The following is a 15607-nucleotide window of genomic DNA, read 5'->3' as shown; positions in this document are numbered from 1 at the left end:
CTGTAAAAATTACAGCCGTTAGTCCAAGGGGAGGAGGTGAAATCTAATGAGAAAATACGAAACTATATTTATATTGCATCCGTCATTAGACGAAGAGGCTTGTAAAGCTAATATCGAAAAGTTTAAAGGTGTAATAGAAAATGGTGGAGGAGTAATAGACAACGTTGATGTTTGGGGTAAGAGAAAGCTTGCCTATGAAATAAAAAAAGTTAACGAAGGATATTATACTTTGATAAATTTTAGTGCTGATCCTGAATTACCAAAAGAGTTAGACAGAGTATTTAGAATTACAGATGGTGTTGTAAGACACATAATAGTAAATAATGAAAAATAGGTGGTGTTTTAATTGAACAGAGTTGTTTTAATTGGAAGATTGACCAAAGATCCTGAGTTGAGATTTACTCCTGGAAATGGTACAGCAGTTACCACCTTTACTATAGCCGTTGATAGAAGATTTTCTAAAAATGGACAGAGAGAAGCCGATTTTATACCTGTAGTTGTATGGGGAAAACAAGCTGAGTCTACAGCAAATTATATGAGTAAAGGTAAACTCATAGGAATTAGCGGAAGAATCCAAACTAGAAATTATGAAGCTAAAGACGGTACGAGAAGATATGTTACAGAGGTTATTGCAGATGAGGTTCAATTCTTGGAATGGGGCGAAAAATCTCAAGGATCATCTAATAATATGAATTCTCAATCTAATAATTTTGGAAATACTCAAAGCTTTGATGAAAATAATTATGGAGAGGATATAACACCAGTTGATGATGGTGATATTCCATTCTAATAATAAGGTAAGGAGGGAAGATATATTATGCCAAACGGTAGAGAAAATGGAAAAAGAAATTCAGGCAGAATGAGAAGAACAAGAAGAAAAGTTTGTGCATTTTGCATGGATAAATCTGAATCTATAGATTATAAAGATATAAATAAATTAAGAAAATATGTTACTGAAAGAGGAAAGATACTTCCAAGAAGAATCTCAGGAAATTGTGCTAAGCATCAGAGAGAACTTACTGATGCAATAAAGAGAGCAAGAAACATAGCATTATTACCATTTACAACAGAGTAATATAATATTCATTTTGATTAAGTCATTAGCAATATAGTGCTGATGACTTTTTATTTTAATAAAATACGTATAGTTGGCTAAAATTAAATATATAATCATATTTATTAAAAGATTCAAATATATTCTATTTTGTTGCATAAACCTTTAAAAATAATTAAAATGATAGTAAGAGCCAAAAGGGGATGATTCATATGAAAAAAAAAGATTTTAATATTATGTACAATGTAAAAATAATAGAAGAATTAAAGGCAAATCTTATAGTTACTATAGGGGACCTATTTAAGTTGCTCACAAAAGGCAGCAATGTAGCACAAGAAGCAATACTTGATTCCATTTCCGGGGCAATAATAATACTGTATATATTGGCAGAAAGATTAGGATATTCCCATACTGCAGTAGATGAAACAATGAAGAAAAAATTGAAACTTGGGATAATTGAAGACGATCAAATAGAAAAAGATGGAAAGGATTTAAGTAAACTATATAATCACATTAAAGAAAGATGATGGAGGTAAAAATGCCAAATAAGAGTTATAATACAAAAGCTATAGTAGAAGCAGGTTTAACAACTGCTATTATTATAGTAATTACATTGATATGCGTATATGTACCTATATTATCAATGCTTACAAATTTTATCCTTCCAATACCAATAGCAATATTGTTTATAAGACAGAATTTTAAAGTTACTCTAGTTTCTATTGTAGCTAGTGCAATCTTTATAGGTATATTGTATAATCCAGTAGTTTCGCTATCAGGTGTGGTCCTAAATGGGCTGCCAGGCCTTGTATTTGGATATTGTGTAAAAAATAAAAAGAAGTTTAATACAACTATTATATTGTTATCTATAAGTATTTTTATAGGAACAATTATATATTTACTAGTATATATAAATATAATAACTAATCAAGGAATATATGGATTTATAGATAGTTCTATAATAAAACCTTTTAAAGAATCTATAGATATGTATAATAAGATGGGTGTACCTAAAGATCAGATTAGTTATATGGAAAGTATGCTAACTTATCTTAAACCAGAGATTATATTAAGAATTATACCAGCATCATTTGTGGTATTTTCATTTCTCATGGCTTATATATGTTATTTGATAGGAAATTTGATTCTTAAGAAATTGCATTATGATGTGCTTACAAAGCCATTCGGTGAAATATATATGAGTACAAGGGTTGGTACAGTGCTTGTAGTCATTATTATTATAGGCTTATTGATGAATAGAAGCAATATGGAACTAGGGTATTATTTTATAAATTTCGGGAAATTTATGATTCAATTTGTACTTATAGTAGATGGAGTATCTTTAGCTGCATATTATCTAAAACGAAAGTTTAATATGAGCAATAAGCTTATTGCTGTTATTTTAATAGTAACTTTATTTTCCTATTTAATTTATATTATTTTAGGAATCATAGATATGATAGCAGATTTCAGAAAATTAGATCCATATAAAATAGTAGATAAGAGATAGTAATAGGAGGCCTACTTTATGGAAAGTGGCGATAATTATTTTATTAAGAACAATAAACTATATATGATAATAATTGCAGTATTTATAGTAATTGTAATTTTATATGGACATATATTACTTGGTGTAATATCTATAATTTTATATGGAATTCTTGTAATTTATAATATTAGAAATACTAAATTCAAAAAAAATGAGTGGAAAAAATTCATAGAAAATTTTTCGTCAAGATTAGATATTGCTACAAGGAGCACTCTTGTAAAATTTCCATTTCCCTTGGTAATAATAAGAAGTGATGGAGATGTTATTTGGTATAATCAAAAATTTTTGAAAGACTTAAATAAGAAAGATGTATTGGGAAAAAACATAAAAACAATTATAAGAGGATTTAATATAAAACAGGCTATGTCTGGAAGAAATACTAAATTCAAGAGCATGAAAATAGAAGATAGATATTACAATATCTATACTAATATGATAGATGCATCTGAAAATGATAAAGGTAAAATATTGCTTCTATATTTTTATGATACTACAGAATTAGTTCAAACAATAAATTCTATAGAAGAAAAAAAGTGCAGTATTATGTTAATAGAAGTTGATAATTTTGACGATGTAATAAGAACAGTTGAAGAAGATGATAGACCACTTATAATAGCTGAATTAGAAAGAACTATAAATATTTATGGACAGAAGTTAAATGCCATGGTCAGAAAGTATGAATCCAATAAATATATATTTTCAGTACAAAATAAATATATAGATATAGAGATGGAAAAAAGATTTGATATATTGGATTCAGTTAGAAATATAAATATAGGGAACAAAAATCCACTAACTCTTAGTATAGGGGTAGGGCGCAGTGGTGAGACACCTCTTGAAAATGAAAATTATTCAGTATCTGCCAAAGAATTAGCCCTCAGTCGTGGAGGAGATCAGGCAGTAGTAAAAAATGGAGATAAACTTTTATTTTATGGTGGAAAAACAAAGGAAGTTGAAAAAAGAACTAAGGTAAAAGCAAGGGTTATAGCCCATGCGCTTTTGGATATTATAAATGATAGCAGTAATATTTTTATAATGGGACATAAAAAACCAGATATTGATTGTCTTGGTTCTGCAGTAGGGATTCATAGTATAATTAGTACGCTGAAAAAGAGATGTAATATTATATTAGATGATGTAAATGTAAGTATAAAGCCTATATTTACTAAAATAAGAGAGGATAATGACTATGAGGGTGTATTCATCCATAGTAGAGAGTGTGAAGAAAAGATAGATAGAAATAGTCTATTGATAATTGTTGATGTTCACAGTAAAAGCTATGTTCAGGACATGAAATTAGTTGAAAAGTTTGATAGAATAGTTATTATAGATCATCATAGAAAAGCTGTAGATTTTATTGAAGATAATCTTCTAAGTTATATTGAACCTTATGCATCATCTACATCTGAATTGGTTACAGAAATGATACCATATATAGTTGATAAACCTAGATTAAAAACAATAGAGGCTGATGCATTACTTGCAGGTATCTGTGTTGATACAAAAAACTTTTATTTTAAAACTGGAATAAGAACTTTTGAAGCGGCCTCATTTTTAAAAAAGCTGGGAGCAGAGACTATTGATGTAAAAAAGTTTTTTTCTTATGATTTAGAAACTTATTTAGATAGAGCTGAAATTATAAGGTCAGCTCAAATATATAATAATATTGCAATAGCTGTATGTCCTGATAAAATACAGGATACTGTATTAGCTGCACAAGCTGCAGATGAATTATTAAATATTACAGGAATTGAGGCTTCATTTGTTCTTGTTAAAATAAAAGATGAGATATTCATAAGTGGAAGATCTCTTGGAAATATAAATGTTCAACTTATACTTGAGTCTTTAGGTGGAGGTGGACACATGACAATAGCAGGGGCACGATTGAAGTCATGCAGTATAGAAAAAACCGTATATGACTTAAAAAGGGCTATTAATGTATATATAAAGGAGGACAAAAAATAATGAAGGTTATATTAGTGAAAGATGTAAAAGCTTTGGGAAAAAAGGGAGAGGTAGTAAATGCTTCAGATGGATATTTTAGAAATTTTCTACTCCCTAGAGGATTGGCAAAGGAAGCAAATGATTCAAATCTTCATGTATTGAACAATCAAAAAAAAGCTGAAAGAAAGCAAAAATTAGAGGAAATAGAAGAAGCACAAAAAATAGCTAAAAGTTTAAAGGGAAAACAAATAAAAATAGATATAAAATCAGGGGAAAATGGACGATTGTTTGGTTCTATAACTGGTAAGGATATATCTGATAGATTAAAAAAGGATTTTGGTATAAGTGTAGATAAAAAGAAGGTAGTTATGGATAATATAAAGAAGGTTGGTTCCTATGATATTGAAGTAAAACTTTATCCAGAAATATCAACTAAAATAAAGGTGGTAATTGAAGAAAAGTAAGGAGGAAAATAGGTGAAATCACAATCTATTGAGGGGCTAAATAAAGAAATAGAAAAAGGCAGTATATCACTTGAGGATAAAATAGATGCCCTAAATGATATTATGCTTAAAATTATAAGTGAAAGAATTGTTAAATCTAGAATCTCTAAATATAAACTTAGTAGTTTTGTAAAAAGTAATAATATATATGATAAATTATATGCAATAAATGTAATTGTAAATGAGGGAAATGGAATAAAAAATGTACCTGACAGTTCAAATGTAAATGGTGTGATAGAAGATACAAATAAATCCATTACAGAGCTTCTAAGTAGAAGGTATGTTAGAAATAGAATTGAAAGAGAAGTGGAAAAAAACCTTATAGAAAAGCAATCTAAGTATATGGATGAAATTAGGATGGGCATTATAAAGAAACGTAAGGGCCCTGAAAATGCTAAAACGCTAAAAAAGTATGCTGAACTTGAAGTATTGGATTCGAAAAGATTGAGTAAAAGTATACAAGATGTGCTTAGACCTCATTCTTTTAAGGAAATTGTAGGTCAGAAGAGAGCGATTAAAGCAATACTATCTAAGATAGCATCGCCTTATCCTCAGCATATTATATTATATGGTCCTCCAGGAGTAGGAAAGACAACAGCAGCTAGAATCGCTCTTGAAGAGGCTAAAAAATTAAAATACACTCCTTTTGATAAAGATGCAAAGTTTGTTGAGGTAAATGGTACCACATTGAGATGGGATCCAAGAGAGATAACAAATCCACTTTTAGGCTCAGTACACGATCCTATTTATCAAGGTACAAAAAGGGATCTAGCAGAAACTGGAATACCAGAACCAAAACTTGGACTTGTTACAGAAGCACACGGTGGGGTATTGTTTATTGATGAAATAGGAGAATTGGATGATATGCTCCAGAACAAACTATTAAAGGTTTTAGAAGATAAGAGAGTTGAATTTTCATCCTCTTATTATGATCCAGATGATGAGAATACACCTAAGTATGTAAAATACCTTTTTGAAAATGGCGCACCGGCAGATTTTCTACTTATAGGAGCTACAACAAAGGAACCTAGTGAGATAAATCCTGCTTTGAGATCTAGGTGTACTCAGGTATACTTTGAACCACTTACGGTGAAGGATATACAAACTATAGTGAAGAATGCAGCAGAAAAGCTTAATATAGAACTTGAGTCCGGTGTTCCTGAAATCATTAGCAAATATACTATTGAAGGAAGAAAGGCCATTAACATATTATCAGATGCATATGGATATGCTTTATATAATCATGATTCAGATATTGATATAAAAGACATTAAAAATGTAAAGATATCTTTGGAAGATTTAAATAAGGTTATATCCGTAGGAAGACTTGTACCTTTTGAGGATATAAAATCAGATAAGAAATATGATATAGGTCACATATACGGACTTGGTGTTAGTGGATACATAGGCTCAACTATAGAAATAGAAGCAGTTGTATTTCCTGCAAGAGACAAGGAAAAAGGAATAATAAGATTTAATGATACTGCAGGCAGTATGGCAAAGGATTCTGTATTCAATGCTGCATCAGTAATAAGAAAGATAACAGATAAAGATATAAGAAATTATGATATACATGTAAATGCAGTAGGTGGAGGAAGAATAGATGGACCTTCTGCAGGATCAGCTATAACAATATGTATTATAAGTGCACTTTTAAATAAGCCTTTAAGACAGGATATAGCTGTAACTGGTGAAATATCATTAAGAGGAAAGATAAAGCCGGTAGGGGGAATATTTGAAAAAGTCTATGGTGCAAGAAGGAAAGGAATAAAATTGATAGTTGTACCTAAGGACAATTTAAATGAAGTACCAGTAGATACCAATGATATAGATGTAAAAGCTGTATCTGATATTGAAGAACTTATTGAAATTGTTTTTGAATAACTAAGGAGAGATTAGACTAATGGATGCACCTCTTAGAAGTATGCCTCATAATATAGAGGCAGAACAGAGTGTAATGGGTTCAATGCTTATAGATAAGGCATCAATAGCTCAGGTAATGGAAGTTCTGAAACCTGAGGATTTTTATAAAGATGCACATAAAATTATATTTCAGGCTATATTGGATTTGTATCAAAAAGATACAGCAGTTGATATAATAACCCTTACTGAAAATTTGAAATCTACAGATAAATTAGAATCTGCAGGAGGAATAACCTATATAAGTGAACTTGGAGGATCAGTTATTTCTACTGCAAATTTACAATCATATATAAAGATTGTAAAAGATAAATCTACACTTAGAGAACTTATTAAATCTTCTACTAAAATAATAGAGGAAAGTTATAAAAGTCAGGATAATGTGGAGGCTGTAGTAGACTTAGCCGAAAAATCTATATTTGATTTATCAAATGATAGGGATACTTCAGACTTTGAACCTATGAATGCTGTTCTTGAAAGAGGATTTCTTGAAATAGAAAGGCTTTTCAATAACAAAGGTGAAACTACTGGAGTTATATCAGGATTTAGAGAACTGGATGCCAAAACATCAGGTTTTCAAAAAGGAGATATGGTTCTTGTAGCAGCAAGACCATCTATGGGTAAAACTACTTTTGCATTAAATATAGCAGAATATGCAGCATTAAGAGAAGGAAAAAAGGTAGCTGTTTTTTCTCTTGAAATGTCAAAAGAACAGCTTGCATATAAGTTGCTTTGTTCTGAAGCTCATGTAGATATGTTAAATCTTAGAACAGGAAATTTAAGTGACAAGGATTGGGAAAATATTGCCAGAGCTTCTGGACCACTTGCTGCATCAGATATATTTATAGATGATACTGCAGGAATATCAATTATGGAAATGAGATCTAAATGTAGAAGACTTAAAATTGAACATGGGGTAGATATAATAATTGTAGATTATCTTCAATTGATGAGTGGAAGAAGAGGATCTGAAAATAGGCAACAAGAAGTATCAGAGATATCACGATCAATTAAAGCACTTGCAAAAGAAATGCAATGTCCAATTATTGCTCTTTCTCAATTGTCTCGTGCTCCTGAAGCTAGAACAGACCATAGACCTATGCTATCAGATTTGAGGGAATCTGGTTCTATTGAACAGGATGCTGATATTGTAATGTTTTTATATAGAGATGAATACTATGACAAAGAAACAGAAGACAAAAATGTAGCAGAATGTATTCTTGCAAAACAGAGGAATGGTCCAACTGGTACTGTTAAATTGGCATGGCTTGGACAATTTAGTAAGTTCGGAAATTTGGATGTAGTCCATCAAGAGTAAATATAAAAACATAAAACACTATGGATAAATTTCATAGTGTTTTATGTTGGAAAAATTTAAATTATTTTATATCTATTTTTGAGTCATTATTTTTACCCTTTTCTGATTTAGGAAGATCAATTTTTAATACACCATTTTCAAATGAAGCACTAATACTGTTTTTATCTACATCATCAACATAAAAACTTCTTCTAAATTCTCCATAACTTCTTTCACGTCTTAGAAAATTTTCATCTTTTTCTTCCTTGGAATCTTCTCTTTTAGCTGAAATTGTTAAATAGTTGTTATTATAATCTACACTTATTGCATCTTTTTTTATTCCAGGAAGGTCAGCTTCTACTAAGTAGGAATTATCAGTTTCTTTGATATCAGCCTTAAAGCCGTTGCCAAAACCATGTAAATTAAGAGATGAGAAGAAATCATTATTGAAAAATGAATCCATGAAACCTCCAAAATCATCATTACCTCTTACACTATTATTTCTTCTAAATGGAACCATATCAAACATATTAACTACCTCCTGACAAATATTTTTTATTACCTTTTTATTAGGTAATCCTTATTACAGTTATTATAATACAACAAAAGTCAAAGAAAGTCAAAGTTTATAAATGGAAGATTAAACTTAATAATGTATAGTAATATTAGATCTAAATATATAATTCATTATAATTAAAATATTTAAGAATAGAATACGTAATTTAAGCTATTTTAAATATTAATACAAAAAAAGGTAAAAAATTTGATTATGTTTTATATTTGTATTACAATGAATATGTTATTTTGCTCCTATGGCTCAGCTGGTAGAGCAATTGATTCGTAATCAAGAGGTCGCAGGTTCGACTCCTGTTAGGAGCACCAGTCATATCAACGGTTGTAGAAATTACAACCGTTATTTTTATGAAAAAACCGAGGAAAACAACCGGGATTGAGACTCAAAAAGAAAAGTTCTCACTCTTTTGGTGGAAACTTTTTATTTAAGTTATCTATAGCGTGCTCCTGCATACCAGGTAATACATGAGAGTAAATATCTAAAGTTGTTTTTATACTGGAATGTCCAAGTCTTTCACTTACGATTTTGGGATTTGTATTCTGTGAAAGTAGGAAAGTTGCATGAGTGTGGCGTAGATCATGAAATCTTATCAATGGTATTTTTAGTGCCTCATATAGACTTACATTTTTAGCCTTACCATTTACATTAATCCTATATTTATTGTCCTTTAGGATACGTCTGTAGTTCCTTGATATATATGTAGGATGATAGGGCAATCCATTACTTTGACATACCACAAAGTCTTCATCATGGTAATTGTCACCTAAATATTTTTTATTCTCTTCCTGCTTCAATTTAAGTTTTTTCAATTCTTCAATAGTGTAATCAAGCAAAACAATTTTTCGTTGGCTGCTAAGTGTTTTTAACGGTACTAATTTTAGGTCTTTATTTTCTTCCTGCAATTGGTGCTCTAATTGTATAAATCCATTCTCAAGATTAGTGTTTTCCCATTTAAGACCGCATATCTCACCAAGTCGCATTCCTGTGGTAGCTGCTAACATTACAGGTGTGAAAATAGTCTTATCTTTAATAGCATCTAAAAGTTTATTAAGTTGTTCAGTATTATGGATAGGCTACAATAAATAAAACAACTTTTTTAAGAACATGATATAATAAAATAATTATAAAAAAGGGGAAATTGGTCATGTCTGAAAAAAAGGAAACAAAGAAGAGACATAATTATACAACGGAATTTAAAAATCAAATAGTGGAACTTTATCATAATGGTAAGATGAAAAGTGAGATTGCCAGATGTAAATTTATTACTTCAAAATTAACATTACATATAAAAAGTTCATTCTTTATCCATTGCAATTATCAATACATTATATATAATAAAAGTATACAAAAATTCTAAATTTTCTTCATTAATTGACCTCTTTTCAATAAAAGTCTTGGTTTATACCAAGGCTTTTATTATTTAAATTATTTTATAAAATGTATATAGTCATGCTAGAGCATTTTTATAATAATTCTCCACTTTAAGCTTTAGTTACTGCTATAAAAAGCTTAATAATCTTATGATACAGTTAACCTTTTATAGAGTCTATAATTTATAAAGTTAGCATAGTACTTATTAAGCTTTTATCCTAGTTATATAGGTGTTGGTATTAATTATTATTGACAATAGAGTATAGCATGTATACAATTGATAATATGAATAGCAAATTATATATAGATAGGTTACCAAGAAAATTATTAAATGTTATAAATCATTTCAATGAAACTGATAAAAAAGCAAGAAATTTTGGAACAGATACAGTATTGCATCTTTCAGAAATCCATCTTATTGAATTTATAGGCAACAATGAAAACCTTTCTGTATCAGAAATAGCACGTAGAAGAAATGTTACAAAGGGGGCAATTTCACAAACATTAATTCGATTGGAGGATAAAAAACTTGTTATAAAAGCACTGAATTCGAAGAACAAGTCACAGATTATTATTTCATTAACGGAAAAGGGCTGGATAGCTTATTGTCAACATAAGAAATATCATGAGAATATTAATAAAATTATTTTATCATGCATAAATGGAAAATCTGAAAGAGACATTAATACTATTTACAGTTTCTTAAATAAGTTGGAAAAACTTTTTTAAGAAAAGTTTTTCTCTGATATAAGTGTATAGTACATATACGATATAGAGGGTCTATTTAAGTTAAATTCTAAAAGGAGGCTTTAATATTATTGAATAATTACAATAATAAAGGAAACAAATTGCTTTTAAGCAAGTCATTAATATTGTTAATGGAAATTACATGTGGAATTTGTGTTGCAAATTTGTATTATATTCAACCATTAGAATCCCAAATTGCAAATACATTTTCAGTATCTCAAAATTTAGTTGGAATAGCTGCTATGGCTATTCAGTTAGGTTATGCACTTGGTCTTTTATTTATAGTACCTTTAGGTGATATGTTTGAAAGGCGTTCACTTATATTACATATGTTGATTTTAGTAGCATTATCTTTGATTGCAACTGCATTTTCAAGAAGCTACTTTGTTATGATTTTAGCTATGTTTACAATAGGCCTTACAACCATTGTTCCGCAGATTATAATTCCATATGCTGCTAATCTCTCACCGAAAGATCAGGAGGGTAAAGTTATAGGAAGTGTTATGAGTGGGCTCCTTATAGGAATTTTAATTTCACGTACTTTCAGTGGAATTATAAGTTCAATTTTTAATTGGAGGATTGTTTATATTTTTGGTGCAGTTTTTATTGTTATATTGTTTATTCTTATTTTAAAACTTTTTCCAAAGGATAAACCAACAGGGGAAACTTTTTATAAAAGACTTTTAAAATCTATTCCAGATTTAATAAAGAAGCAAGTTTCTTTACGTGAATCAGCGGTGAACGGATTTTTTATGTTTGGTTCATTCAGTATATTTTGGACTTCACTTATTTTTTTACTCGAGACACCAATTTATAATATGGGTGCTAGGGAGACTGGATTATTTGGGCTTTTAGGAGTAGCTGGTGCACTAGCTGCACCGCTTATTGGAAAGATAGCTGACAAAAAAAGTCCTAGATTCACTGTGGGAATAGGAGTAATATTATCTACTGTGGCTTATATATGTTTTTTTGTTTTTGGTTACCATATTGCTGGTCTTATAATAGGTGTAGTTGTTCTTGATCTTGGCAATCAATGTGGGCAGGTATCAAATCAGGCACGAGTACAACTTTTAGGTAATGAGGCTCGAAGCCGTAACAATACTGTATTTATGTTCTCTTACTTTATTGGTGGTGCAGTAGGTTCTTTTTTGGGCACATTTTTCTGGCAGAGCTTTGGATGGTATGGTGTTTGTATAATGGGATTTGTTTTTCAGGCATTAGCTATTATTTTTCATTTTATAATTTATAGAATAAGATAAAGCCTATTAATCTTTATAAAAAATTAATAGGTAATATAACATCTAAAAAATTTCTACCTACTATTATATATAGAAATTAATTGACAATAAAAAGTTCCTGACCAAGTGACAAAATGATATAAAAAATAAAATTATTGCTATCATGTTGGCACTTTTGTTGGCATAATTATATTTTTTAATATTACATTAGGTTTCCTAAAATGTTTACAAACTTAATAATATCAATGCTTACAGTATATAATATTATTTTATATTTTTTAATAAATTTATACTTTTAATGTTTTGTAATCAAGGGGGTCACAGGTTTGACTCCTGTTAGGAGCACCAGTTATATCAACGGTTGTATAAACTACAACCGTTATTTTTATGAAAAAACCGGGGCAAACAACACCTTTCTAATAAGAGGTGAAAGTTATATCCATTTTTTATAAGTTCTTGATGATTTTAATCTAAAGGTTGATATTTCCTAGAATTTTAAATAAAAAGTATTATTTTTGAAATTAAAATGTTACCATATTATATCAATATTACAGTATTCTTATAATATATATTATAAGAAAGGAACTTAAATAAATTGAAAAATAAATTCATATTAATATTGATAGCTGTAATCGCAGCTATTATTCTAATACCTATACCAATAAAAAAATTATTCAAGAGCAAAGATGTTTATAGAAGTATTAATTCCAGTATTAACAATAATAAGAATTATTTTAGTGATTATAGCACTGAGGAAAATACAGTAATATATTATATACCTCATCCTGATGATGAAACATTAAGTATGGGAATATCTATATTAAATGATATTAAAGATGACAAAAATGTTCAGGTAGTGTTATTTACTGAAGGTGAAGATTCAGGTGCCATTAGTAATATAAATACTAAAATAAATAGATATCATATAATATTTAGAAAATACCATACTATAGATAGAAGAGATATGGCGAATGCTAGGCTAGTAGAATTTATGAGGGCTTCCTTAATTTTAGGTATAAAACCTAAGAATATTCATTTTGAAGATTTTAGGTCCGGTAAACTCACTGAGTTAGAATGTAAACAGACAATGCTAAAATATAAAAAAATGTTTCCAAATTCATCAGGTAGAACTACATCTACATTTGATGTGAATCCAGATCACAGGCATTTAGGTCAAGCACTTTTTAAATTAAATGAGGAAGGGATAATAAAAGATGCGGCATTCTTTTTAAGCCCTGAGGAATGGGATAAGACTATATATGGTAAAATTAATAATGTAGTAACATCCATAGATATGAAAAGTATTGAGGTACCTATAAAAGGTAGTAATCCAAATCTTACTTTAGCATTTTTAGATGCACTCAATTCTTATAATTTATGGAATCCAAGGGATGCTGACTATGCTGTTGGATATAATTCAGTAAAGGACTATTTTGCTAATGTTACTCAACATAAGGTTAGTATGCTTATACCCGTAAAAGATATCAAAGTTATGGATGAAGGACTTATTGAAGTTCCACCGTATAGAACTTATTCACAAAATACGATGAATACCATAGTAAAACGCATTTTACTTACAATTCAACATATAAGTAATATATGGTTGAAGATTGGTAATATTGGATTATAAGAACTTTATTAATTTTTTAATAGATTACTGTTATTAGAAACATTCATTTGTTTATTGTAGAGTTATTACAGTAAATAAGTGAATGTTTTTAATTTTAATTTAAAAAGTAAATATTAAATATATGACATGAATTTCAATATTATGTAAATTATAAATATATAAATACATAAATTTTATTTTGTAATTATTTTGTCACTGTTTTGTCATATTAGTGTAATAATCTATACTAGGGTATATTATAAATTCTGTAGTCAAAGGAGGTATTTAATTTGTCTTTTAGTTCCGTTCAATTTTTAATATTTTTCCCAATTGTAGTTATTTTATATTTTCTTATACCATATAAATTGAGATGGATTTGGCTTCTTATAGCAAGTTATTATTTTTACATAAGTTATAATCCTAAATATGTAGCCTTAATATTTACAACTACAATAATTACATATATTATTGGTTTATTAATGGAAAAAGCAAATTTAATAAAAGATAAAAAACGTTCAATTAAAGTAAAAAAATTTCTGGTGTTCTTAAGTGTATCAAGTAATATAGGTATTTTAGCATTATTTAAGTATTACAATTTCTTTAGTACAAGTTTAATACATCTTTTTTCTAAGTTTAATATTTCTGTACATATGCCAACATTTGATTTTTTGCTTCCAGTTGGAATTTCGTTTTATACATTTCAAGCTTTAAGTTATACTATTGATGTTTACAGACAAGATGTTAAAGTAGAAAAAAATTTGGGAAGGTATGCTTTATTTGTATCATTTTTTCCACAATTATTATCAGGTCCTATTCAAAAATCAAAAAACTTTATACATCAAATTGATGAGAGACATTATTTTGATTATAATAGGGTAAAAAATGGTGTTATATTAATGATGTGGGGATATTTTCAAAAAACTATGGTTGCAGATAGAATAGGACAATTAGTCAATACTGTATATAGTAGTCCAGGAAATTATAAAGGATTTGAAATAGTAATAGCCACAGTATTTTTTGGATTTCAGCTTTATTGTGATTTTTCAGCCTATTCGAATATAGCCATAGGTGCAGCACAAGTTATGGGATTTAGCTTATCTAAAAATTTTGAGAGACCATATTTTTCAAAATCAATACGGGAATTTTGGAGACGCTGGCATATGTCTCTTACTAGTTGGTTTATGGATTATTTATATTTCCCATTAGGGGGAAGTAGATGCAGTAAGTTAAGAAAACATTTTAATGTTATGGTTGTGTTTGTAATAAGTGGTTTATGGCATGGCGCAGGTTTTACTTTTTTAATTTGGGGCTTATTACATGGTACATATTATATAATTGAAGATATGCTTAAGCCTGTAAAAAATAAATTTATAAAAAGATTTAATATCAAAACAAATATTTTTATTTATAAATTGATACAAGTAATAATCACTTTTGGATTAGTTGATTTTGCATGGTTATTTTTTAGAGCGAATTCTTTCAAAAGTTCTTTGGTATTAATTAAAAATATGGTATATTTTAATCCCGAAATATTTATTAATGGTTCTTTATATAAACTTGGGTTGGACCATTTAAACTTTTTAGTAGCAATTTTGAGTTTGGCTATAGTTTTAATTGTTGATTTATTTCAGAGAAGAGAGGGTATTTCGGATAAATTATTAACTAAAAATATAGTATTTAGATGGTCTTTATATTTGGCATCTGTATTGATTATATTAATATTTGGTGCATATGGATCTGATTATAATGTTGAACAATTTATATATTCTCAATTTTAGACCAGCTAGTAAAAGTCAATAGA

Annotated in this window: 16 protein-coding genes and 1 tRNA gene; 15 read left to right on the top strand and 2 right to left on the bottom strand. The window is 28.8% G+C overall.

The features are described 5' to 3' along the window. Positions 1–46: 46 nt before the first annotated feature. The 9 genes from rpsF to J418_RS0113590 all read left to right on the top strand — a co-directional run bounded on the left by rpsF (position 47) and on the right by J418_RS0113590 (position 8288). Complete coding sequence (rpsF, locus tag J418_RS0113630) at positions 47–334, top strand: 30S ribosomal protein S6 (RefSeq protein ID WP_017752016.1); 288 nt, start codon at positions 47–49, stop codon at positions 332–334. Positions 335–346: 12 nt separating this feature from the next. Further along, a complete protein-coding gene (locus tag J418_RS0113625) occupies positions 347–790 on the top strand; it encodes a single-stranded DNA-binding protein (protein ID WP_017895885.1) in 444 nt (147 codons plus the stop codon). Between the two features lie 27 nt (positions 791–817). Continuing rightward, on the top strand, positions 818–1075 hold the full coding sequence (gene rpsR, locus J418_RS0113620; RefSeq protein WP_017752018.1) for a 30S ribosomal protein S18: 258 nt from the start codon (positions 818–820) through the stop codon (positions 1073–1075). Positions 1076–1266: 191 nt separating this feature from the next. Then, positions 1267–1581, top strand: a complete 315-nt coding sequence (locus tag J418_RS0113615) for a MazG-like family protein (RefSeq protein WP_017752019.1) — start codon at positions 1267–1269, stop codon at positions 1579–1581. An 11-nt stretch (positions 1582–1592) separates the two neighbouring features. Then, the gene (locus tag J418_RS0113610) at positions 1593–2564 is read left to right on the top strand and encodes a DUF2232 domain-containing protein (protein ID WP_017895884.1); all 972 of its coding nucleotides are present in this window, start codon (positions 1593–1595) and stop codon (positions 2562–2564) included. Positions 2565–2582: 18 nt separating this feature from the next. Continuing rightward, entirely contained in the window at positions 2583–4568 is a 1986-nt protein-coding gene (locus J418_RS0113605) for a DHH family phosphoesterase (RefSeq protein ID WP_017895883.1), read from the top strand. Beyond that, positions 4568–5011 carry a 50S ribosomal protein L9 gene (gene rplI / locus J418_RS0113600; protein ID WP_017752022.1) on the top strand — a complete coding sequence of 148 codons (444 nt, stop codon included), beginning with the start codon at positions 4568–4570 and terminating at the stop codon, positions 5009–5011. Before J418_RS0113605 ends, rplI begins: the two co-directional genes overlap by 1 nt. A gap of 12 nt (positions 5012–5023) precedes the next feature. Further along, positions 5024–6934: a Lon family ATP-dependent protease gene (lonC, locus tag J418_RS0113595; protein WP_017895882.1), complete on the top strand. Its 1911-nt coding sequence runs from the start codon at positions 5024–5026 to the stop codon at positions 6932–6934. A 19-nt stretch (positions 6935–6953) separates the two neighbouring features. Beyond that, on the top strand, positions 6954–8288 hold the full coding sequence (locus J418_RS0113590) for a replicative DNA helicase (RefSeq protein ID WP_017752024.1): 1335 nt from the start codon (positions 6954–6956) through the stop codon (positions 8286–8288). A gap of 61 nt (positions 8289–8349) precedes the next feature. Here the strand turns inward: J418_RS0113590 and hsp18 are convergent, their stop codons facing one another. After that, the gene (gene hsp18 / locus J418_RS0113585; RefSeq protein WP_017752025.1) at positions 8350–8796 is read right to left on the bottom strand and encodes a heat shock protein Hsp18; all 447 of its coding nucleotides are present in this window, start codon (positions 8794–8796) and stop codon (positions 8350–8352) included. 277 nt (positions 8797–9073) lie between these two features. On the opposite strand from hsp18, the gene J418_RS0113580 reads away from it, so the two are divergent. Next, positions 9074–9149 (top strand) — tRNA-Thr (locus J418_RS0113580). A 90-nt stretch (positions 9150–9239) separates the two neighbouring features. Here the strand turns inward: J418_RS0113580 and J418_RS15740 are convergent. Beyond that, positions 9240–9911, bottom strand: a complete 672-nt coding sequence (locus J418_RS15740) for a site-specific integrase (protein ID WP_080629791.1) — start codon at positions 9909–9911, stop codon at positions 9240–9242. Between the two features lie 74 nt (positions 9912–9985). Here J418_RS15740 and J418_RS16265 point away from each other — a divergent pair, with 74 nt between their 5' ends. The 5 genes from J418_RS16265 (at position 9986) to J418_RS0113550 (ending at position 15584) form a co-directional block, all read left to right on the top strand. Continuing rightward, positions 9986–10198, top strand: a complete 213-nt coding sequence (locus J418_RS16265; protein ID WP_017895880.1) for a hypothetical protein — start codon at positions 9986–9988, stop codon at positions 10196–10198. Between the two features lie 281 nt (positions 10199–10479). Then, on the top strand, positions 10480–10941 hold the full coding sequence (locus tag J418_RS0113565; protein WP_017751373.1) for a MarR family winged helix-turn-helix transcriptional regulator: 462 nt from the start codon (positions 10480–10482) through the stop codon (positions 10939–10941). Positions 10942–11030: 89 nt separating this feature from the next. Next, on the top strand, positions 11031–12218 hold the full coding sequence (locus J418_RS0113560; protein ID WP_017751372.1) for an MFS transporter: 1188 nt from the start codon (positions 11031–11033) through the stop codon (positions 12216–12218). A gap of 574 nt (positions 12219–12792) precedes the next feature. Next, complete coding sequence (locus tag J418_RS0113555; protein ID WP_017751371.1) at positions 12793–13827, top strand: PIG-L deacetylase family protein; 1035 nt, start codon at positions 12793–12795, stop codon at positions 13825–13827. 269 nt (positions 13828–14096) lie between these two features. Further along, a complete protein-coding gene (locus J418_RS0113550) occupies positions 14097–15584 on the top strand; it encodes an MBOAT family O-acyltransferase (RefSeq protein WP_017895879.1) in 1488 nt (495 codons plus the stop codon). The last annotated feature ends 23 nt before the right edge of the window (positions 15585–15607 follow it).

Source organism: Clostridium tyrobutyricum DSM 2637 = ATCC 25755 = JCM 11008 (assembly GCF_000359585.1).
Lineage (GTDB): Bacteria > Bacillota > Clostridia > Clostridiales > Clostridiaceae > Clostridium_B > Clostridium_B tyrobutyricum.
This window is presented reverse-complemented; position numbering and strand designations above follow the sequence as displayed.

Bases quoted from the DNA above. Each gene is read 5' to 3' on its own strand.
- rplI (WP_017752022.1), top strand. From the start codon at position 4,568: ATGAAGGTTATATTAGTGAAAGATGTAAAAGCTTTGGGAAAAAAGGGA.
- J418_RS0113615 (WP_017752019.1), top strand. From the start codon at position 1,267: ATGAAAAAAAAAGATTTTAATATTATGTACAATGTAAAAATAATAGAA.
- J418_RS0113605 (WP_017895883.1), top strand. From the start codon at position 2,583: ATGGAAAGTGGCGATAATTATTTTATTAAGAACAATAAACTATATATG.
- J418_RS0113590 (WP_017752024.1), top strand. From the start codon at position 6,954: ATGGATGCACCTCTTAGAAGTATGCCTCATAATATAGAGGCAGAACAG.
- rpsR (WP_017752018.1), top strand. From the start codon at position 818: ATGCCAAACGGTAGAGAAAATGGAAAAAGAAATTCAGGCAGAATGAGA.
- J418_RS0113565 (WP_017751373.1), top strand. From the start codon at position 10,480: ATGTATACAATTGATAATATGAATAGCAAATTATATATAGATAGGTTA.
- hsp18 (WP_017752025.1), bottom strand. From the start codon at position 8,796: ATGTTTGATATGGTTCCATTTAGAAGAAATAATAGTGTAAGAGGTAAT.
- J418_RS16265 (WP_017895880.1), top strand. From the start codon at position 9,986: ATGTCTGAAAAAAAGGAAACAAAGAAGAGACATAATTATACAACGGAA.
- rpsF (WP_017752016.1), top strand. From the start codon at position 47: ATGAGAAAATACGAAACTATATTTATATTGCATCCGTCATTAGACGAA.
- J418_RS0113610 (WP_017895884.1), top strand. From the start codon at position 1,593: ATGCCAAATAAGAGTTATAATACAAAAGCTATAGTAGAAGCAGGTTTA.